Here is a 20,954-nt window from a genome sequence, read left to right on the forward strand (position 1 = left end):
CCGTTCCGACTGCTCAGAGGGGCTGGGTCTTGTAGGGGTCACACAAACCGCGGCACTGAGACCCGCCTCACATTCCCGGGGCGCACATGCCCTCCCCGGAGTGAAAGGGAGCGTCCGGACGGCCGTCCGCGTCCACCGAATCCTAGTGGGGCGAACTCGCCGGGGCGAAGATGTTGAACATTGAACGGAATAGGTCTACGGTCGTTCTCGTTAACCTCGTTGAAGATTAAACATCCTCGATCTTCCCGTCCCCAAGGAGCACGTCATGGGCATCTTCGGCCGCAAGACCACCGACGAGACCGCCACCACCGCCGCCGGCACCGCCACCGTGAGCCCCGAGCTCGCCGCCCTGACCGGCGACTACACGATCGACCCCGCCCACTCGACCATCGGCTTCGTCGCGCGCCACGCGATGGTCACGAACGTCAAGGGCAAGTTCAACGAGTTCACCGGCTCGCTGCACCTGGACGGCACCGACCCGTCGAAGTCGAGCGCCACCGTCGACGTCACGATGGACAGCATCGACACCGGGTCCGCCGACCGTGACGGCCACCTGAAGACCGCCGACTTCTTCAAGACCGACGAGTTCCCGGCGATGACCTTCCGCTCCACCTCGGCGCAGGCGCTGGGCGGCGACGACTACCGGATCACCGGCGACCTCACCATCCTCGGCGTCACCAAGCCGCTCAGCATCGACCTCGAGTTCAACGGCTCCGCCAAGGACCCGTTCGGCAACGAGCGGGTCGGCTTCGAGGGCAAGGCCGAGATCCTGCGCTCGGCATGGGGCCTGACCTGGAACGCGGCACTGGAGACGGGTGGCGTTCTGGTCTCGGACAAGATCAAGCTGAACTTCGACATCTCGGCGATCAAGAACGCGTAAGTGATCTTCCGAATACGGTGGAAATCGGCGAATAGGGGTCGGAAGCGAAGAGCTCCCGGCCCCTTTCGGCGTTCCGTGTCACAGTCGCGAGACATGAGCACCAGGACCGGACCCCAGCACTTCCCCGGAGCCAATCGCGACCACTGGTACCAGGACGACTTCGGCGGTGACCGCATGGAGGTCAACGTCGTCGTCCTGCACACCACCGAGGGGCGTTCGCTGCCCGACTACCAGGGCGGCTCCGCCGCACCCAACCTGACGGCCGTGCCGGACCTCGCCGCCAGGAAGCTGAAGTGGTACCAGCACTTCGAGATCGACGTCTCCTCGCGCGCGCTGGTCAACAAGCGCGGCGGCGTCGAGACGAACACGCTGAACGTCTGCCAGGTGGAGCTCGTCGGCACCTGCGCCCCCGACATCCACGCCAAGTGGAAGGCCCGCGACCAGGCCCACATCTACTGGCCCAAGGCGCCGGAGTGGGCGCTGCGCGCCGTCGCCGAGTACCTGGCGTGGATGAACATCCACCACCGGGTCCCGCTGCGGGGACCGGCACTCTGGCCCGCCTACCCCAAGTCCGCCGGGAACGGGGGCGGTCAGCGGATGAGCGGGGACCGGTGGAACGCGTTCAAGGGGGTGTGCGGGCACATGCACGTACCGGAGAACACGCACGGCGACCCGGGGGCGATCGACTTCGAGGCACTGCTCGGCTTCGCGAAGGCGGCGGTCCAGGACTGACCTCGGCTCACGAGGCACCGGCGGCCGTCTCCGCTCCGTGGAGGCGACCGCCGGCCGGACGGGAGAGGCGGTCCGTCCGGACCGGAGACGCCGTCGGCGGACGGATGTGGCTGAATCAGCCCCCTTGTGTGAGGGCTTGCGGGATTCCCATAATCCAGCAACAGATTTGACCTGACCATGCCAGCGCGTGGACCTTTCTTTGCGTTGCGATCCTCGCGGCGCGATCTTTGCGTTGACATGCACTCGTCAAGCCACCCCCCACGGAAGGCCCCACCTTGAAGAAGCTCCTCACCGCGCTCAAGAGATTCGCCGCCGTCGGCGCGGCCGCCCTCGCGATCGCCAGCCTTCAGCCCCTCTCGTCCGCACAGGCCGCCCCCTCCCCCGTCGTCGGCGGAACCCGTGCCGCGCAGGGCGAGTTCCCGTTCATGGTCCGGCTCTCGATGGGCTGCGGCGGAGCGCTCTACACCCAGCAGATCGTGCTCACTGCCGCGCACTGCGTGAGCGGGACCGGCGCCAACACCAGCATCACCGCCACCGCCGGTGTCGTGGACCTCCAGTCCACCACCGGCCGGGTCCAGGTCAGGTCGACCTACGTGTACCGGGCTCCCGGCTACAACGGCAACGGCAAGGACTGGGCGCTCATCAAGCTCGCCTCGCCCATCACCACCCAGTCGACCCTGAAGATCGCCACCACCACGCAGTACAACACCGGCACCTTCACCATCGCCGGCTGGGGCTCGGCCACCGAGGGCGGTGCCCAGCAGCGCTATCTGCTCAAGGCCACCGTGCCGTTCGTGAGCGACGCGACCTGTCGTACGTACAGCGGCTACAGCGGTCTGGTCGCCAGTGACGAGATCTGCGCCGGATACACCGCCGGCGGCACCGACACGTGCCAGGGCGACTCGGGCGGCCCGATGTTCCGCCGGGACTCCGCCAACGCCTGGATCCAGGTCGGCATCGTGAGCTGGGGCATCGGCTGCGCCCGGGCCAACGCGCCCGGCGTCTACTCCGAGGTCTCCACCTTCGCCTCGGCCATCGCCGCGGCGGCGGCCACGCTCTGACGCACGCCGGTCCCGCGGACCGGACGGAGTGCGTCGTACGACGTCCAGGGGCCCGGCGCCATCGCGCGCCGGGCCTCCGGCGGCTACCGGTGCGGCTACCGGTGAGCGGCTACCGCGGGACCGGCCGGAGGCGGTACGGGGTACCGGCGGAACCGGATACGGGTGGGACGGGGACCTGCGGAGCCGGATACAGGCGTGACGGAGTACCCGCGGAACCCGGATAAGGGTGGGGGTACCGGCGGGACGGGACGGGCGTCAGAAGCCGCCGCCGAAGTCGCCCCCGCCGCCGCCTCCGCCGAAGTCCCCTCCCCCACCGCCTCCGAAGCCGCCGAAGTCGCCCGGGTCGAAGTCGGCCCCGGAGACGTCGCCGCCCTCGTAGCCGCCGCCGAAGTCGCCGTAGCCGGTGCCGTAGTCGGAGGCGTAGGACGGGGCGGCCATGATGCCGCCGAGCATGGTGCCGACGAGGAGGCCGGGCAGGATGCCGCCGCCGAAGTAGCCGCCCGCCCAGGGGCCGTAGGCGGGGCCCGCCTCCCAGTACGGGCGGCGGCCGTAGTCGCTGTCGACCTCGCGGATGACCGGGTCGCGCCCGTCGGCCAGGCGGGTCGCGTCCGCCGCGCAGACCGGGACCTCACGGGTGGCCCCGCCGGGCGGGGTCCAGGTGGCGTCACCGACCGAGGGGCCGTGCCGGGGGTCGAAGAAGCAGGGCGGCCGGCGTTCGGGCAGCGGCTGTCCGGCCCGCCGGGCGCCCAGCCGGGCCAGCGAGAAGCGGCCGTCCTCCAGCGCCTCGGTGACGGCGCGGACGTCCTCGGGTCTGGCCGCCGCCGCCATGAGCGACTTCGCCTGTTCATAGGCGTCCAGGGCGCGTGCGTAGTCGGCGCGCATGGAGTCGTCCGCACCCGGCTCCGACGGGTGGAAGTCCAGCCGGTCGAGTTCCTCGCCGAAGGCCGTGATGTCCTCGTCCACGACGATCCGCAGCCGGTCGAGGGCCGCCCGCTGCTCCGCCGCGCGCCGCCGGCGGTTGCGCCGTACGAGGGTGTAGGCGCCCGCCCCGCCCGCCACCAGCACCGCGCCGGCCGTGATCAGCGCGGTGGACGAGATCCCGTCGCCGCCGGAGGAGTTCCAGCTGCTGGGCGCCGCGCCGCCCATGTTGGCCAGCGCCCGGTCGGTGAAGTCGGTCAGCTGGGTGTGGGCGTCGCTCTCCCCTTGGACGCCGGCGACCAGGTTGCGGACGGCCGTGCGGGGCAGCACCGAGGAGTCGGCGCGGGCGTCGAAGCGGTCACCGAGGCGGATCGCGTACAGGCCGGTCACGCCGGTGGCGGTGCGCAGGTCCGTGAAGAGGTCGGCCGTGGGGTAGCCGGCCGGCAGGACGGCGATGAACAGGGGTTTGTCGGCGTCCTCGATCTGCTGCTGGAGTGCGTGCGCCTCGGCCTGGGACAGTTGGCCGCTCGCCTCCGGATCGACGTAGACCGGGCTCTCGCGCAGGGCGGCGGCGATCGTCGAGACGTCGGTGGCCGCGGCGGCACGCGGAGCGCCCGCCGTCATGACCGCCAGAGCGGTCAGGACGGCGAGCGCCAGTGCGATCAGCGGTCCGGCGAAGCTTCGGGTCGATCGAGCGACCTGCATACTTCGAAGCTACCCGAAAGCCGCTGAAAGCGGTCCATTCGGACGGGATGGGGTGACAGCCGTCAGGACGCGGCCCGGTACGCCGCCGTCAGCTGTTCCACCGCCTTCGCGTACCGACCGGTCAGCAGCAGGTGGTCGGCGTCGGCGAAGGGCTTCGCCACCGCCGCCGTGACGGCCTGGCCGATCCTCTGCTGGACGAGCAGCCGCGCCTTGCCGACGAGCGCGCGTCCGACCTCGCCGGCACCGGCCCGCTCGGCCACCGCGGCCGCGGCCCGCAGCCCCTGAAGGGTCGCCGTTCCACCCTCCGGTGCCCGGCTCAGCGTCGTCAGACCCCAGCCGTAGGGGAACTGCGGGTCGTACGCCGCGTCGCCGACGTTGATCGGCAGCTGTGCCTGGGACTTCGGCCAGGTCACCGGAAGCTGCCCGGTGAAGGGCCGCCTGCCGTACAGGACGTCGGCCACGCCGTCGCCCTCGGTGCCCGGCAGCCAGGAGGCCACCAGCGCGTCGATGTCACCGAGCCGGTCGCCGATCAGCTGGGGCCGCCCCGAGACGATCAGCACCGCGCACTTCATGGCGGCGCACACCTTGTCCACGGCGGCCCGGTCGGCGGCCGTCAGCTCGAGGTCGTTGCCGTTGCCGACGTCTCCGACACCCTCGGCGTACGGGGTCTCGCCGACGACCACGACCCCCACGTCGTACCCGGCCGTCGACGCCGAGGCGTCCCGGGAATAGGTGACGTCACCGCCGGCCTTCCTCATCCCCTCCAGGATCGTCGTGCCCTGCGTGATGTCGCCCGAGGCGCCCTGCCAGGTGATGGTCCAGCCGCCGGTCTGGTTGCCGATGTCGTCGGCGTTGGAGCCCGCCACATACACCTTCTGGCTCTTCTTCAGCGGCAGGACCGCACCGGAGTTCTTCAGCAGCACCTGGGACTCGGCGGCCGCCTGCCGGGCCACCGCCCGGTGCGCGGCCGAGCCGATCCGGGACGCGCCGCTCGTGTCCGCGTACGGCTTCTCGAAGAGGCCGAGCGCGAACTTCTGGGTGAGGATGCGCGCGACGGCGTCGTCGATCCGCCGCTCGGTGATCCGCCCGGCCGCGGCCTCGTCGATCAGGGCCGCCGTGAACTCCTTGTACGAGTACGGCACCATCATCATGTCGACGCCCGCGTCCACCGCGGCGCGTACCCGGGAGGCGTAGTCGCCGGGGAGCTGGTCGATGGCGTTCCAGTCGCTGATCACGAAGCCGTCGAAGCCCATCCGGCCCTTCAGCACCCCGTTGATCATGTCGGCGCGGGCGTGCATCTTCACCGGGCCCAGGCCGTCGCCGAGGATGTCGAGCGACGAGTACGAGGGCATCACCGATCCGACGCCCCGGTCCACGGCCGTGCGGTACGGAGCGAGGTGGACGGCCTCCAGCTCCTGCCGGGTGACCTTGGTGACGCCCTGGTCGATGGTGTAGCTGCCGGTGGTGGAGGAGCCGAACCCGGTGCCGCCGTCGCCGACGAAGTGCTTGGCGGTGGCGAGGACCTTGTCGCCGTCCTTCAGGTCCCGGCCGTCGCGGGCGCCTTGCAGGCCCTGGACGACCGTCTCCATGGACTCCACGAGCGCCGGGTCCTCGCCGAAGGACTCGTACGAGCGGCCCCAGCGTTCGTCACGGGTCACGCACAGGCACGGGGCGAAGTCCCAGGGGACGCCGGTGGCCCGGACCTCGGACGCGGTCACCGCGCCGGTGCGCTCGGCCAGCCGGGGGTCGCGGGTGGCGCCGATGCCGATGTTGTGGGGCATGACGGTCGCGCCGGCGAGGTTGTTGTGGCCGTGCACCGCGTCCACGCCGTAGATCAGCGGGATCTGGAACCGGGTGGCCTGCGCCCGGAGCTGGAAGCCGTCGATCATCTTGGCCCAGGCCTCGGCGGTGTTGGGCGTCGGCGTGGAGCCGCCGCCGGAGAGCAGCGACCCGAGGTCGTAGGAGGCGATGTCGGCGCCGGTGCCGATCGCGCCGCGCTCGGCCTGGGTCATCTGACCGGCCTTCTCGGCCGGGCTCATCCGTGACAGGAGATCGGCGACGCGCTTCTTCACCGGCAACTTCGCGTTCAGGTACGGCAGTCCGTGCGCGTCGACGACGACCTGCGGGGTCTCGGCCGGCGGCTTGGCGCCGGTGACGGTCAGCTCGAGCGGGACGGTCTCGGCGGACTCGGCCGACCGGTCCTTCAGGGTGCGGACGGCGATCGTGCGGGTGGTGCCGGAGGGAGTTCCCGCCGGGAAGGTGACGGTTCCGGCGACCGGGGTGTAGTCCTTGCCGGGCTCGGCGGTTCCGGTCGCGGCGGTCTCGTAGGCGACGGTGACCGGGTCGTCGAGGAGAGCGGCGCCGGTGGTGGCGACGGTGAGGGTGACGGCGGCCGCGCCGCCCTCCCGGACCGGGTACACGGCCGCGTCGGTGGTGACGGCGGCGCGCAGCGACTGGTCCGCCCGGCCGTAGAGCTCCACACCGTCCAGGGCGAAGTCGCCCTTGACGCCGACGGGGAGGGTGAGGGCGTAGCCCCAGGTCTCGGTGAGGCCGAGGACGTGGTCGATGCCGCCGACGGGCTGGTAGTCCGTGCGGTAGGTGAAGTCGGTGAAGGGGATCTCCACCTGTTTCCAGCCGGTCCAGTCGTCGGTGAAGGAGGTCGTCCAGAGCTCGGACGCCTCGCCGTTCGCCCCGCCGTCCTTGATCTCGAAGGCGATCTTGCTGCCGTTGTCGCGGCCCTCCCACCAGAACCGGATGCCGCGGTGGGCGGACCAGTCGTGGGCGGGCTCCGCGAAGGCGAAGTCGTGGGTGAAGCCGCCGTAGCCGCTGATGTCGTAGTCGCCCGCGAGGACCTGGTCGCCCTCGGGGGCGTCCTCGCGGGCGGCCAGCCGGAGGGCGGGCGGGTCGTCGGTGTCGCCGCCCCAGGTGAAAAGGCCCTCGGCGGGCGGATTCGCGAAGGGGATCTCGCCCTCGAAGCGGTCGACCGGGACGGGGGCGGGGCCGGGGTCGTCGGCGCCGGACGCGCCGGCGGCTGTGGTCATCGGGAGCAGTGCGGCCAGCAGGGTGGCGGAGGCGAGCAGGGCGGTTCTTCGCATGGAACGTCCCTCTACTCTCGTGGTCCACTCATGACTTAGATCACGGCGTGAGTTAACTGGTGACCCGGTGCGCCGTCAAGACTTCACGCCAGAACTGGTACGGCCGCAACACCCGTCCGGATCAGGGACGTTGTTCGTTCGACAGATGAACGCGCGACCCCTTGACGCGCCCCGTCGGCCGTCATTTACTCACGCCTCGCACGCCCCCATCCCCCACCTTCGAAAGGGCGGCGCTCCATGCGGAGATCCACACGCGTCCTCCGGCTGCTCCTGGCCGGTCTGCTCAGCACGGCCGGGATCAGCGCGGCGGCCGCGCCCGCACACGCGGCCGGCGAACAGGTCACGGCCTGGCTCACCACCACGGACGACGCCGGCGGGCGGCACGTGGTCCGCGGGCTCCAGGCCCAGCCCGCCTTCGCCTTCCAGGCGGGCGCCGGCGGCAGCGGCGAGAACATCACCGTCGACGAGAACACCGGCTACCAGACCTTCACCGGCGGCGGCGCGTCCTTCACGGACACCGCGGCCTGGCTGATGAACGGCAGCGGGGCGCTGTCCGCCGCGACCCGGGAGGCGACCCTGCGCAAGCTGTTCTCGCCGACCGAGGGCATCGGGCTGTCGTTCCTGCGCAATCCGATGGGCGGCTCGGATCTCGCGCGCTTCGGCTACACCTACGACGACGTGCCGGCCGGCCAGACGGACGCCGACCTGTCGGAGTTCACGATCGCGCACGACCTGGCGGACGTGGTGCCGCTGACCCGGCGGGCCCGGGAACTCAACCCGGCGCTGACGGTGATGGCGTCGCCGTGGACGGCGCCCGCCTGGATGAAGGACAGCGGGCAGCTCAACGGGGGCTGGCTGAAGGCGGAGAACTACGGGGCCTACGCCTCGTACTTCGTGAAGTACCTCCAGGCGTACCGGGACCAGGGCATACCGGTGGCGTACGTGACGGCGCAGAACGAGCCGACGTGCTGCTCGGGCTACCCGTCGATGAGCTGGAACGCGTCGGGGCTCGCGTACTTCACGAAGAGCGAGCTGCTGCCGAAGCTGGCGGCGGCGGGGCTGTCGACGAAGGTGCTCGCGCACGACTGGAACTGGGACACCTACGACGCGTACGCGGCGCAGACGGTGGACGACGCGGCGGTCCGCTCGCACCCGAACTTCGGCGGGATCGCCTGGCACGGCTACGGCGGTGACGTGGCGAAGCAGACGGCGGTGCACGACCGGTACCCGCAGCTGGACGCCTTCGGCACCGAGCACTCCGGCGGCACGTGGATCGCGAACCAGCAGCGCGAGGACATGCTCGACATCGTCAACTACACCCGCAACTGGGCGAAGTCGGTGACGAAGTGGTCGCTGGCCGTGGACCAGAACCGGGGGCCGCACAACGGCGGCTGCGGGACGTGTGACGGGCTGATCACCGTGCACAACGGGGACGGGGCGAGCGGGACCGTCGACTACATGATCGAGTACTACACGATGGGGCACCTGACGAAGTTCGTCCGGCCGGGCGCGCGGCGCATCGCGTCGACGGCGTCGTCGACGGTGCCGAACGTGGCCTGGCGCAACCCCGACGGCTCCAAGGCGCTGATCGCCTACAACGACGCGTCGGCCGCCCGGACGGTGACGATCAACTGGGGCGCGCAGCACGCGACGTACTCGCTGCCGGGGAAGACGTCGGCGACCTTCACCTGGTCGGGGACGCAGTCGGGCGGCGGCGCCCGGTCGGGGGCCTTCACCGGTCTGGCGGGCAAGTGCCTGGACGTGGCCGGTGGTTCGAGCGCCAACGGGACGGCGGTGCAGCTGTACGACTGCAACGGCTCGACGGCTCAGCGGTGGACCGTGCAGACGGACGGCTCCGTCCAGGCACTCGGCAAGTGCCTGGACGTGACCTCGGCGTCGACGGCGGACGGGGCGAAGGTGCAGCTGTACGACTGCAACGGGACCGGTGCCCAGCGGTGGTCGTACGACACGGCCACCGGTGATGTCGTGAACACCGCGGCGAACAAGTGCCTCGACGTCACGGACAACTCGTCGGCGAACGGGGCACGGGCGCAGATCTGGGCGTGCACGGGCGCCGCCAACCAGAAATGGCAACTGCGGTAGGTCCGGGCCGTCGGCCGGGTGGGGGGGCCTCGGCGAGTCCGAGCGGCTCGCCGAGGACTCCCGCCGAGTGCCGCCTACTCGGCGGGCTCCACCTTGGCCCGCAGCAGCCCGTACGTGTAGGCGTCCTCCAGGGCCTGCCAGGAGGCGGCGATCACGTTCTCCGCGACGCCCACCGTGGACCACTCGCCCGTGCCGTCCGTCGTGGAGATCAGGACGCGGGTGGTGGACTGGGTGCCGTGGACGCCCTCCAGGATGCGGACCTTGTAGTCGACCAGGTCGAGCTTGGCCAGCTGGGGGTAGATCTTCTCCAGTGCCACGCGCAGGGCGCGGTCCAGGGCGTTGACCGGGCCGTTGCCCTCCGCCGTCGCGACGATGCGCTCGCCCTTGGCCCACAGCTTGACCGTGGCCTCGTTGGCGTGGGTGCCGTCGGGGCGGTCCTCGACGATGGCCCGCCAGGACTCGACCTCGAAGTACTTCAGCGGCTTGCCCTCGACCTCGGCCCGCAGCAGCAGTTCGAAGGAGGCGTCGGCCGCTTCGTAGGTGTAGCCCTTGAGCTCGCGTTCCTTGACCCGCTCCACGACCCGGCCGACCACTTCGCGGTCGCCGCCGAGGTCGACGCCGAGCTCCTTGCCCTTCAGCTCGACGGACGCGCGTCCGGCCATGTCCGACACCAGCATCCGCATGGTGTTGCCGACCTGCTCGGGGTCGATGTGCTGGTAGAGGTCCGGGTCGACCTTGATGGCCGAGGCGTGCAGGCCGGCCTTGTGGGCGAAGGCCGAGACTCCCACGTACGGCTGGTGCGTGGACGGCGTCAGGTTGACGACCTCGGCGATCGCGTGCGAGATGCGGGTCATCTCCCGCAGCCGGCCCTCGGGCAGGACCTGCTTGCCGTACTTCAGCTCCAGGGCCGCGACCACCGGGAAGAGGTTCGCGTTGCCGACCCGCTCGCCGTAGCCGTTGGCCGTGCACTGGACGTGCGTCGCGCCCGCGTCCACCGCGGCCAGGGTGTTGGCCACCGCGCAGCCGGTGTCGTCCTGGGCGTGGATGCCGAGCCGGGCGCCGGTGTCGGCGAGGACCGTGGAGACGACCGCCTGGATCTGCGCGGGGAGCATGCCGCCGTTGGTGTCGCAGAGGACGACCACGTCCGCGCCGGCCTCGGAGGCCGCCCGGACGACCGCCTTGGCGTATTCCGGGTTGGCGCGGTAGCCGTCGAAGAAGTGCTCGCAGTCGACGAAGACCCGGCGGCCCTGCTCCTTCAGGAAGGACACCGTGTCGCTCACCATCGCCAGGTTCTCGTCCAGCGTGGTGCGCAGGGCCAGCTCGACATGCCGGTCGTGGGACTTCGCGACCAGCGTGATCACCCCGGCGCCCGACTCCAGCAGCGCCCTGACCTGCGGGTCCTCGGCGGCCTTCGCGCCTGCCCGGCGGGTGGCGCCGAAGGCGACCAGCTGGGCGTGCTTGAAGCCGATCTCCTCCTGGGCGCGGGCGAAGAACTCGGTGTCCCGCGGGTTGGCGCCGGGCCAGCCGCCCTCGATGAAGCCCACGCCGAAGTCGTCCAGGTGCCGGGCGATGGCCAGCTTGTCGGCGACGGTGAGGTTGATGCCCTCCCGCTGCGCGCCGTCGCGCAGGGTGGTGTCGAAGACGTGGAACGAGTCGTCGGGTTCGCTGGTTGCGGTCATGGTCTGAAGGCTCCTGTGTCGGATCTCGGTCGTTACCGGAATGACCGGCTCCACCACCCCCCATGCTCCCTCGCGCTCTCGCTCCCGGCTGTGGGTGGGCCAGAAAAGCGAAAAACCCCTCGCGGGTGCGAGAGGTCTGCGCGCGGGTCGAGGACGACGGTGGCCGCTCGTACCTGGTCGTACGGAGCGGTCACTGCGGACCGGCGCGCCTGCTGCCAATAATCATGGCGAACGAGAGCACGGCCGCAGTCTGGCACATACCGTCCGTTTGCTCACCGGGCGTCTCAGGATGCGAACAGCGCGTTCTCACGGGTCGGCGCTCTCACGCGTCGCGGGCACTCTCACGCGTCGGCGCTCTCAAGAGCCGGCGCTCTCACGGGCCGGCGCTCTCACGGGCCAGCGCTCTCACGGGCCGGCGAGAAGGCTCTCCGCCAGGAACTCCCGGACGTGCCCGAGGACCTGCTCCCGGCCCGTGCCGCGCAGGCCGATGGCGACATGGATGGAGAAGCCGTCGAGCAGGGCGCGCAGCCGGGCCGCGAACCGGTCGGGGTCCACGCCCCGGAACTCGCCGCGCGAGACCCCTTCGGCCAGCAGCGCCACCAGGTCGCGGTGCCAGGCTCCCTCGATGGCCGCCTGGCGGTCCCGGGCGGCCGCGTCGACGGCGGCGCTCTGCGAGCGGTTCCAGACCTCCAGCCAGAGCGTCCAGTGCGGGTCCCGGTGGCCGTCGGGGACGTACAGGCCGACATAGGCGTCCAGCCGCTCACGGGCGGGGGCGGCGCGGGCCAGCAGCCGGGCGCGCTCGGCGCCGAGCCGTCCCTCGCTCCACTCCAGGGTGCGCAGCAGCAGCTCGTCCTTGGAGTGGAAGTAGTAGAGGAGGTGGCCGCTGCTCATCCCGACCTCGCGGCCGAGCGCCGCCATGGTGAGCTTCTCCAGACCGCGCTCGGCGATCATCTCCATGGCGGCGGCCAGGACGTCCTCGCGGGGCGGCGCGTTCCTGCGTCCCCGTGCCGCTCCGGCCATGCCCGGCTCCCCCGTGTCTCGTTCCCGGATCTCAGACCCTCGGCTGCTGCTGGGTGATGCAGTGGATGCCACCACCGCCGGAGAAGATCGTACGGGCGTCCACCAACGAGACCGTGCGGTGCGGGAACAGGCGACGGAAGACGCCCGCCGCGAGTTCGTCGCGCGGGTCGCCGAAGGCGCAGAGCACGACGCCGCCGTTGCAGAGGTAGTGGTTGATGTACGAGTAGTCCGCCCAGTGGCCGTCGGCCTCCAGGACGGTCGGGGCGGTGACCTCGACGACCTCCAGACGGCGGCCCCGCGCGTCGGTCTGCCCCCGCAGCAGCCCGATGACCTCCTTCGTCACCTCGTGGTCGGGGTGGGCCGGGTCGGGCTGGTGGTGGGCGACGACGACCCCGGGACGGGCGAAGGCGGCGACGATGTCGACGTGGCCGAGGGTGCCGAAGCCGTGCGGAGGGTAGTCGCCGGTGAGCCCGCGGGGCAGCCAGATCGCCTTGCGGGTGCCGAGCATGGCGTGGATCTCCGCCTCGACCCGCTCCCGCGTCCACCCCGGATTGCGCTCCGGGCCGAGCTGGACCGTCTCCGTCAGCAGGACCGTGCCCTCGCCGTCGACGTGGATCGCGCCGCCCTCGTTGACCAGCTTCGAGGCGTACGTCCGCGCCCCCGCGAGGTCCGAGACATGTGCGGCGATCTTCGCGTCGTGCTCCCAGCGGGCCCAGCCCTGGGCGCCCCAGCCGTTGAACGTCCAGTCGACGGCGGCGAGCCGCCCGTCCGCGGCGGTCAGGAAGGTGGGGCCGATGTCCCGCATCCAGGCGTCGTCGAGGTCGCGCTCGACCGTGTCGACGTCCGGCCCGAGCAGGGCACGGGCGTCCGCCGACTGCCCGGGGCCGCACACCACCGTCACCGGCTCGAAGCGGCGGACCGCGCGGGCGACCGAGGCCCAGGCGGCCCGGGCCGCGGTCAGGTCGTCGGGGTCGTCGAAGGTGGGGTTGGGGCCGGGCCAGGCCATCCAGGTGCGCTCGTGCGGGGCCCACTCGGCGGGCATGCGGAAGCCGTCGGCGGCAGCAGACATCAGCGGTCCTCAGAGGAAGTACAGGCGGTTGAGGGAGACGGACTCGGCCGGCTCGGAGCGCAGCGGCTCGCCGTCGAGGGTGACCAGACCGGTGCGCTGGTCGACGTCGACCGCTCCGGTACGGGAGTTGCGGCGCAGATCGGCGGGGCCGATGCCGCGGGTGCCGCGGACGGCGACCCGGCGGCGGCGGGTCGGCATCGAGTCGCCGCCCCGGTCGAGGGCGGCCCGGGCGACGAAGGCGACCGAGATGTCGGCGGGCGTGGCCCCGTACGCCCCGAACTGCGGGCCGAGCACCAGGGGTTCGCAGGTGTCGGTGGCCGCGTTCGGGTCGCCGACCACGCCGTACGCCGGGAAGCCCGACTTGAGCACGAGCTGCGGCTTGGCGCCGAAGTACTCGGGGCGCCACAGCACGATGTCGGCGAGCTTGCCCACCTCGATCGAGCCGACCTCGTGCGCGAGGCCGTGGGCGATGGCCGGGTTCACGGTGAGCTTGGCGATGTAGCGGAGCACGCGCTCGTTGTCGTCGCCGCCGTCCGGGGCGCCGAACTCGGCCTTCATCTTCCCGGCCATGGCGAACGTACGGCGGACCGTCTCGCCCGCCCGGCCCATGCCCTGGGCGTCGGACGAGGTGATGCCGATCGCGCCCAGGTCGTGCAGCACGTCCTCGGCGCCCATGGTCCCGGCCCGGATCCGGTCGCGGGCCATGGCAGCGTCGCCGGGCAGGTCGGTCTTCAGGTCGTGGACGGAGACGATCATGCCGTAGTGCTCGGCGACCGCGTCCCGCCCGAAGGGGAGGGTGGGGTTCGTGGAGGAGCCGATGACGTTGGCGACGCCCGCCATCTTCAGCACGTTGGGCACGTGTCCGCCGCCGCAGCCCTCGATGTGGAAGGCGTGGATGGTCCGGCCCTCCAGCACCCGCAGGGTGTCCTCGACCGACAGGCATTCGTTCAGCCCGTCGCTGTGCAGGGCGACCTGGACGTCGTGCTCCTCGGCGACCCGCAACGCCGTGTCCAGCGCCCGGGTGTGGGCGCCCATGTCCTCGTGCACCTTGAAGCCGGAGGCGCCGCCCTCGGCGAGCGCCTCGACCAGGGGGGCCTCGTGGGAGGACGAACCCCGGCCGAGGAAGCCTATGTTGACCGGCCAGGCGTCGAACGCGTTGAACGCGTGGCGCAGCGCCCAGGGCGAGTTGACGCCGACACCCCACACGGGACCGAACTCCTGCCCGATGACCGTGGTCACCCCGGAGGCGAGCGAGGCCTCCATGATCCGCGGTGACAGCAGGTGGACATGGGTGTCGACGGCTCCGGCGGTGGCGATCAGCCCCTCGCCGGACACGATGGATGTGCCCGTGCCGACGACCACGTCGACCCCGTCGAGGGTGTCGGGGTTCCCGGCCCGCCCGATCGCGTGGATCCGGCCCTCCCGGATGCCGATCGACACCTTGCGGATCCCCTGCACCGCGTCGATCACGACGACGTTGCTGATCACGACGTCACAGGTGTCGCGGACGGCGGCGGCCTTGAGGTGCAGCCCGTCCCGCGCGGTCTTGCCGAAGCCGGCCAGGAACTCGGCGCCGTGCCGCTGGGAGTCGGACTCCACACGGACGACGAGTCCCGAGTCGCCGAGGCGGACCCGGTCGCCGGCCCGGGGGCCGTGCGTGGCGGCGTACTCGTACGGGTTCATCGGTTCGACCCTCCCGCTTCCGCTCCCAGATAGCCGCAGGCGGCGGCCCGGCGCAGGGCCTCGTCCTTCGCGCCCGGCGCGTCGAGCGCCCCGTCGACCAGACCGGCGAAGCCGATCGCGACCCGGTCGCCGCCGATCGGCACGAGCCCCACGTCGCTGCTCTCCCCCGGCCCGAAGCGCACGGAGGACCCGGCGGGGACCGCGAGCCGCATCCCGTAGGCCTGTTCCCGTACGAAGTCGAGGCGCGGGTTGGCCTCGAAGAAGTGGAAGTGGGAGGTGACGGAGACCGGCACGGTCGCCGTGTTCGTGACCGTCAGCCGTACGGCCGCCTCGGGCTCGGTGTGCGCGGGCCCGGGCAGCAGGGCCCCCGGCGCCCGGTCCCCGAGCGTCCCCCCGGCGATCGGATCGCCGACGACCGCGAGTCGCGAGCCGTCGTCGAACACGGCCTCGACATGCACCTCGGTGACGACGTCCGCGACGCCCGGCAGCACGTCGTCCGGGCCGAGGACCGACCGGGCGCGGTCGATCGCCTCGGCGAGCCGGGCGCCGTCACGGGCGGCCTCGCAGACGGTGTCCGCGATGAGCGCGGTCGCCTCGGGGACGTTGAGCCGCAGCCCGCGGGCCCTTCTCGCCCGGGCCAGCTCAGCTGCCCCGAAGAGCAGAAGGCGGTCCCGTTCGGTGGGGGTGAGTCGCACGTTGCTCTCCCTTTCTTTGAACAGCACTCTAAACGCTCCGTTCGATGATCAGAAGTCATGACGGGCAATTTTTGAGCACCGCTCAAATTCGGCCGGACCCCGGAGACGCGTCAGGGCCACCCCGGACGGGGTGGCCCTGACGGAACAGAGATGAGGGGAAAGGACGACGGGAAGGGGGCGTCGGGAAGGGGGCGACTAACCCAGCTCGTGCATCCAGCCGTGCTTGTCCTCGGCCGTGCCGCGCTGGATGTCCAGCAGGGCCCGGCGGAGCTTCAGGGTGACCTCACCGGGCTCGCCGCCCGACTGCCGCCACTCACCGGCGGTGCGCTTGACCGTGCCGACCGGGGTGATCACGGCGGCGGTGCCGCAGGCGAAGACCTCCTTGAGGGCGCCGCTCTCGGAGTCGCGCTGCCACTGCTCGACGGAGACCCGGCCCTCCTCGGCCGTGTAGCCGAGGTCGCGGGCGACGGTGAGGAGGCTGTCGCGGGTGACGCCCTCCAGGATGGAGCCCGTCAGCGACGGCGTGACGATCCTGTCCTCGTACACGAAGTACAGGTTCATGCCGCCGAGCTCCTCGACCCACTTGCGCTCGACCGCGTCGAGGTAGCAGACCTGGGCGCAGCCCTGGGCGGCGGCCTCGGCCTGGGCGAGCAGGGACGCGGCGTAGTTGCCGCCCGTCTTGGCGTCGCCCATGCCACCGGGGACGGCCCGCACGTGCTCCTCGGAGACCCAGATGGAGACGGGCTTGACGCCGCCCGGGAAGTAGGCGCCGGCCGGTGAGGCGATGACGAGGAACAGGTACTCGTTGGCCGGCTTCACGCCCAGGCCGACCTCGGTCGCGATCATGAACGGCCGCAGGTAGAGGGACTCCTCACCGCCGTGCGCGGGCACCCAGTCCTTGTCCTGGCCGACGAGCGCGTCGCACGCCTCGATGAAGGTCTCGACCGGCAGCTCGGGCATGGCCAGCCGGCGGGCCGAACGCTGGAAGCGCTTGGCGTTCTGGTCCGGCCGGAAGGTGGCGACCGAGCCGTCGGGACGGCGGTACGCCTTCAGTCCCTCGAAGATCTCCTGCGCGTAGTGCAGGACGTTGGTGGCCGGGTCGAGGGGGATCGGCGCGTACGGGACGAGCTGACCGTCGTGCCAGCCCCGGCCCTCGGTCCACTTGATCGTCACCATGTGGTCGGTGAAGTGGCGGCCGAACCCGGGGTTCGCCAGGATCGCCTGCCGCTCGGCGGCGGAGGTGGGACTGGCGGAGGGCTTGAGCTCGATCGTGGGCGTCGTCATGAGTAGCTGTCCTTCGCTTCCTGGCGAGCGTCTGGGCCACCCCGCGTCTTTCGGCCGGGGGTCCGGGGGTTGTCCCCCGGAAGATGCAGCACCGGTTGTAGTGACGGGGCCGCGCTCACGCCCGTACGGCCGGTGGCCGGTGCTAGGACGTCCGAGCATTCCCTCATACCGCGGCTCCACGTTCGATTATCGCAAGCGGCGGACGAGGGCCAAAACGGCGGGAATGCGACCCAGGGCTGATGGTGGCACCCGGCGGGGGGCATGCGGAAGCCGCCGGGTGCGGATGCGACCCGGCGGCTTCGCGAGCTTTCGCGCGGCGCGGGTCAGCCGGCTACGCGTACGGCGAGCGCGTCACCGATCTCGGAGGTGCTGCGGGCGGGCAGCGAGCCGCGCTCCTCCAGGTCGGCGGAGACGGCTTCCTCGATACGGACCGCCTCGGCCTCGTGGCCGAGGTGGCGCAGGAGGAGGGCGACGGACAGGACGGTGGCGGTGGGGTCCGCCTTGCCCTGGCCGGCGATGTCCGGGGCCGAGCCGTGCACCGGCTCGAACATGGACGGGAACTCGCCGGACGGGTTGATGTTCCCGCTCGCGGCGACGCCGATGCCGCCGGAGACGGCCGCGGCGAGGTCGGTGATGATGTCGCCGAAGAGGTTGTCCGTGACGATGACGTCGAACCGCGCGGGGTCCGTGACCAGGTAGATCGTCGCGGCGTCCACGTGGATGTAGTCCGTGGTGACGTCGGGGAACTCGGCGGCCACCCGGTTGAAGACGTTCGTCCAGAGGTGACCGGCGAAGGCCAGCACGTTGTTCTTGTGGACCAGCGTGAGCTTCTTGCGGGGACGGGCCTGGGCGCGGGCGAAGGCGTCCCGGACCACGCGCTCGACACCGAAGGCCGTGTTCACGGAGACCTCGGTGGCGACCTCGTGCGGGGTGCCCTTGCGGATCGTGCCGCCGTTGCCGGTGTACGGGCCCTCGGTGCCCTCGCGGACCACGATGAAGTCGATCTCGGGCTGGCCGGCCAGCGGGGTGGCGACACCCGGGAGGAGCTTCGACGGGCGCAGGTTGACGTGGTGGTCGAAGAGGAAGCGCAGCTTGAGCAGGAAACCCCGCTCCAGGACACCGGAGGGGACGCTCGGGTCGCCGATCGCGCCCAGCAGGATGGCGTCGTGGCGCTTGAGCGCCTCGGCGTCCGCGTCGGTGAGCGTCTCACCGGTGGCGTGGTAGCGCCGGGCACCGAAGTCGTACTCCTCGGTCTCCAGCTTCACATCCTGCGGGAGGACGGCGGAGAGGACCTTGAGACCTTCGGCCACGACCTCCTGGCCGATGCCGTCACCGGGAATCACTGCGAGATTGAGGCTGCGAGACATACGGGAAACCGTACTCCTCGTCCCATGGGATGACATGGACTGTCCGCCATACGGACAGAGAAGTCGCGGGTGCGGACCGCCGGCGCGGGCCTCGGACCTCGTGCGGGACCGAGGCGCGGCGCGGGTCCCGAAGTCCCGTTCGGAGCCCGCGCCGCACCCCGTGCGGGTGCGGCTCCCGGTCTGCGGGGCGGCTCGGCTCAGTGGCCGGTCTCGCCGCCGTTGTCACGGCGGTCGAGGGCGCGCTGGAGCGCCGCCGCGGCGTTCTTGCGGTCGGACTCGCTCGTACGGGAGGTGTGGCGGACTCGGCGGCGGACGGTCGTCTCGGCCATGGGAAATCGACTCCTTCGAATTCCAGGGAGTGGCACAGGGGGTGACGAGACGCCGGAAGGGGCGGGGAGCGGGCCGCAGGGATTGCCTGCACCGGGCCCGGCTCACGACCGCCATTCGCTTGGTCGAGCGATACGTTCGGCTCCTACAAAGCTAAGGGAGGAGCACGCGCCTGTCTCCACAATTACTCGGACTTCCTACTATCTGAGACGGCGCCCCGGCTCACCCCGTGCCGACCTGCGGTTTCGCGGCCGCCCTCAACTCCCGTACCAGCGCCCGGACGGCCGCGGTCGCGGCCAGCTCCGGGGTCGTGACATAGCCGACCCGACGGGTGGGCCGCTCCGGACCGAGGTCGGTGACCTCCGTCCCGAGAGGTGTCCGGCTGAGGGAGAGCGCGGGCATGATCGCCATCCCCAGGCCACTGCCCACCATCGACAGCACCGCCCCGTCGTCCTCGGCGCGGACGGTCGCGGCGGGGATCCAGTCCTGCGCGGCCCACCACGCGCGCGTGGCGGACGAGCAGTTCTCCGTCCAGTCGACGAGCGGGAGGGAACGGGGGTCGGGGTGACCCGCCGGATGCACCAGCGCGTACGGCTCCTCCAGCAGCACGTCGCCCACCAGCTCCGGCGGGACCGGCGTGCTGGTGCCGAAGGTGGCTATCCCGAGGTCGGCCCGCCCCTCGGCCACCGCGCCGGCCGTTCCCGGCCCCACCTCCCGTACGACGGTCACGGTCGCCCGGATCCCCGGATGCCGGGTGGCCAGCCGCTCCAGGACGGGCGGCAGCAGATACAGGGCCGCACTGCGGAAGGCCGCGATCCGCAACGGCCCGTCGACCTGGCCCGTTCCGGTGCCCCGCGTCTCGGCGACCAGCGCCTGGAGCATCCGCAGGACGCGTCGGGCGTGGGCGACCGCCCGGGCGCCGGCCGCGGTGGGCCGGGCGCCGTACCGCCCGCGCTCGAAGAGGACGACCCCCAGCTTGCGCTCGATGCCCCGCACCGCGTGCGACACGGCCGACTGGGTGGTCCCGAGCCGGGCGGCGGCGGCCGAGAAACCGCCCTCGTCCGCGACGGCCACCAGTGTCCGCAACTCCTGCGGCGCGAGATCGACCGGGCTCATGCGGGGGCTCCCACCTGCTGCTATGAGGGCGGCTCATGGATCGGCCCGTTCCATGAACGCAACCCCCTGCCCGGCGCCCGCATTCCTGCCTACGGTCCCCTGCCATGACCAGCACCGCGCTCACCGTGCAGCAGACCGGCCGCCCGACCGGCTTCCCCACCCCGGACCACTTCCGCTTCGCCGAGTCACCGGTCCCCGAACCGGCGCCGGGGACCGCTCTGGTGGAGAACCTCTACTGGTCGGTCGACCCCTACCACCGCGAAATGATGGACGGCGACTTCGCGTTGAACGCCCCGCTGGAGGGACGATCGCTCGGCCGGATCATCGCCACCCGCGATCCGGTGGCCCTCCCCGAGGGCGAGATCGTCTTCCACCGGCAGGGCTGGCGCACCCACGCGGTGGTCCGCCCGCAGGAGGTCAGACGGCTCCCCCGGTACGACGGGGTGCCGCTCTCCGCGCACCTGAGCCTCCTCGGCGGCACGGGTCTGACGGCGTACGTCGGCCTCACCCGCATCGCCCGGCTGCGCGAGGGCGAGGACCTGTTCGTCTCCGCGGCGGCCGGCGGGGTCGGCACGGCGACCGGGCGGTTCGCGCGGCTGCTCGGCGCGGGCCGGCTGATCGGCAGCGCGGGCACGGCGGAGAAGGTGCGGTACCTGACCGGGCAGGTCGGCTACGACGCGGCCTTCGACTACCACGAGGGCCCGGTCGCCGACCTGCTGGCGAAGGCCGCCCCGACGGGCATCGACGTCTTCGTCGACAACGTGGGCGGCGCCCACCTCGGGGCGGCGATCGGCGCGCTGCGGGAGCGGGGGCGGGTGGTGCGCGTCGGAACGGTCGGGCAGTACAACACGCCCGACACGCCGCCGGCCGTCTTCGACCACGCCGACCTGGTGGAGAAGAGCCTGCGCATGGAGGGCTTCCTGGTACGCGATCACCAGGACGTCCAGGAGGAGTTGTACGCGTTCGCCGTACCGCATCTGCTGAGCGGGGCGCTGGCCCTGGACGAGACGGTGGTGGACGGGTTCGAACGGATCGTGGAGGCGTTCCTGCTCATGCTGCGCGGCGGGAACACGGGCAAGATCCTGGTGCGCCGGTCGCCTGGGCTCTAGAGCCAGGCCGGCCCTCGCCTCGCCCTCGCCCGCCCGGGCCGACGCGCTCGCCCCGGCCGGCGCGCTCGCCCCGGCCGGCGCGCTCGCGTTCGGCCGCGGCTCGCAACGGGA

16 protein-coding genes are annotated in these 20,954 nt (G+C 71.7%); 5 read left to right on the forward strand and 11 right to left on the reverse strand.

The features are described from left to right. Nucleotides 1-265 precede the first annotated feature (265 nt). The 3 genes from AOQ37_RS05545 to AOQ37_RS05555 all read left to right on the forward strand — a co-directional run bounded on the left by AOQ37_RS05545 (nucleotide 266) and on the right by AOQ37_RS05555 (nucleotide 2,673). Entirely contained in the window at nucleotides 266-880 is a 615-nt protein-coding gene (locus AOQ37_RS05545) for a YceI family protein (RefSeq protein WP_062641804.1), read from the forward strand. Between the two features lie 93 nt (nucleotides 881-973). Further along, complete coding sequence (locus AOQ37_RS05550; protein ID WP_062641805.1) at nucleotides 974-1,612, forward strand: hypothetical protein; 639 nt, start codon at nucleotides 974-976, stop codon at nucleotides 1,610-1,612. A 275-nt stretch (nucleotides 1,613-1,887) separates the two neighbouring features. After that, nucleotides 1,888-2,673 carry a S1 family peptidase gene (locus tag AOQ37_RS05555; RefSeq protein ID WP_062641807.1) on the forward strand — a complete coding sequence of 262 codons (786 nt, stop codon included), beginning with the start codon at nucleotides 1,888-1,890 and terminating at the stop codon, nucleotides 2,671-2,673. A gap of 255 nt (nucleotides 2,674-2,928) precedes the next feature. On the opposite strand, the gene AOQ37_RS05560 is transcribed toward AOQ37_RS05555, so the two are convergent. Both AOQ37_RS05560 and AOQ37_RS05565 read right to left on the reverse strand, forming a co-directional pair. After that, nucleotides 2,929-4,296: a hypothetical protein gene (locus AOQ37_RS05560; RefSeq protein ID WP_062641809.1), complete on the reverse strand. Its 1,368-nt coding sequence runs from the start codon at nucleotides 4,294-4,296 to the stop codon at nucleotides 2,929-2,931. Between the two features lie 62 nt (nucleotides 4,297-4,358). Then, nucleotides 4,359-7,391, reverse strand: coding sequence for a glycoside hydrolase family 3 protein (locus tag AOQ37_RS05565; RefSeq protein ID WP_062641811.1), 3,033 nt, complete (start codon nucleotides 7,389-7,391; stop codon nucleotides 4,359-4,361). A gap of 237 nt (nucleotides 7,392-7,628) precedes the next feature. On the opposite strand from AOQ37_RS05565, the gene AOQ37_RS05570 reads away from it, so the two are divergent. Next, complete coding sequence (locus AOQ37_RS05570) at nucleotides 7,629-9,494, forward strand: lectin (RefSeq protein ID WP_062641812.1); 1,866 nt, start codon at nucleotides 7,629-7,631, stop codon at nucleotides 9,492-9,494. A 74-nt stretch (nucleotides 9,495-9,568) separates the two neighbouring features. Here AOQ37_RS05570 and cimA read toward each other — a convergent pair whose 3' ends face one another. The 9 genes from cimA to AOQ37_RS05610 form a co-directional block, all read right to left on the reverse strand. After that, nucleotides 9,569-11,173: a citramalate synthase gene (gene cimA, locus AOQ37_RS05575; protein WP_062641814.1), complete on the reverse strand. Its 1,605-nt coding sequence runs from the start codon at nucleotides 11,171-11,173 to the stop codon at nucleotides 9,569-9,571. Between the two features lie 405 nt (nucleotides 11,174-11,578). After that, nucleotides 11,579-12,193 (reverse strand): TetR/AcrR family transcriptional regulator, encoded by a 615-nt coding sequence (locus tag AOQ37_RS05580; RefSeq protein ID WP_062641816.1) that lies wholly within the window; start codon nucleotides 12,191-12,193, stop codon nucleotides 11,579-11,581. A gap of 31 nt (nucleotides 12,194-12,224) precedes the next feature. After that, the gene (locus AOQ37_RS05585) at nucleotides 12,225-13,262 is read right to left on the reverse strand and encodes an agmatine deiminase family protein (RefSeq protein ID WP_199824937.1); all 1,038 of its coding nucleotides are present in this window, start codon (nucleotides 13,260-13,262) and stop codon (nucleotides 12,225-12,227) included. A gap of 9 nt (nucleotides 13,263-13,271) precedes the next feature. Further along, complete coding sequence (locus AOQ37_RS05590; protein ID WP_062641819.1) at nucleotides 13,272-14,945, reverse strand: urease subunit alpha; 1,674 nt, start codon at nucleotides 14,943-14,945, stop codon at nucleotides 13,272-13,274. Further along, nucleotides 14,942-15,640 carry an urease subunit gamma gene (gene ureA, locus AOQ37_RS05595; protein WP_062642461.1) on the reverse strand — a complete coding sequence of 233 codons (699 nt, stop codon included), beginning with the start codon at nucleotides 15,638-15,640 and terminating at the stop codon, nucleotides 14,942-14,944. The genes AOQ37_RS05590 and ureA overlap by 4 nt, the downstream gene beginning before the upstream one ends. Before the next feature lie 195 nt (nucleotides 15,641-15,835). Beyond that, nucleotides 15,836-16,924, reverse strand: coding sequence for a branched-chain amino acid aminotransferase (locus tag AOQ37_RS05600; RefSeq protein WP_062641821.1), 1,089 nt, complete (start codon nucleotides 16,922-16,924; stop codon nucleotides 15,836-15,838). Between the two features lie 323 nt (nucleotides 16,925-17,247). Continuing rightward, complete coding sequence (locus tag AOQ37_RS05605; protein WP_062641823.1) at nucleotides 17,248-18,291, reverse strand: 3-isopropylmalate dehydrogenase; 1,044 nt, start codon at nucleotides 18,289-18,291, stop codon at nucleotides 17,248-17,250. 197 nt (nucleotides 18,292-18,488) lie between these two features. Continuing rightward, a complete protein-coding gene (locus tag AOQ37_RS41765; RefSeq protein ID WP_107085114.1) occupies nucleotides 18,489-18,620 on the reverse strand; it encodes a hypothetical protein in 132 nt (43 codons plus the stop codon). A gap of 220 nt (nucleotides 18,621-18,840) precedes the next feature. Further along, nucleotides 18,841-19,734: a LysR family transcriptional regulator gene (locus AOQ37_RS05610; RefSeq protein WP_062641825.1), complete on the reverse strand. Its 894-nt coding sequence runs from the start codon at nucleotides 19,732-19,734 to the stop codon at nucleotides 18,841-18,843. 104 nt (nucleotides 19,735-19,838) lie between these two features. Between AOQ37_RS05610 and AOQ37_RS05615 the strand changes: the two genes are divergently transcribed. After that, nucleotides 19,839-20,843: an NADP-dependent oxidoreductase gene (locus AOQ37_RS05615; protein ID WP_062641828.1), complete on the forward strand. Its 1,005-nt coding sequence runs from the start codon at nucleotides 19,839-19,841 to the stop codon at nucleotides 20,841-20,843. Nucleotides 20,844-20,954: the final 111 nt, after the last annotated feature.

Origin of the sequence: Streptomyces maremycinicus (genome assembly GCF_001184025.1) — a bacterium.
In the GTDB taxonomy this organism is placed as follows: Bacteria; Actinomycetota; Actinomycetes; order Streptomycetales; family Streptomycetaceae; genus Streptomyces; species Streptomyces maremycinicus.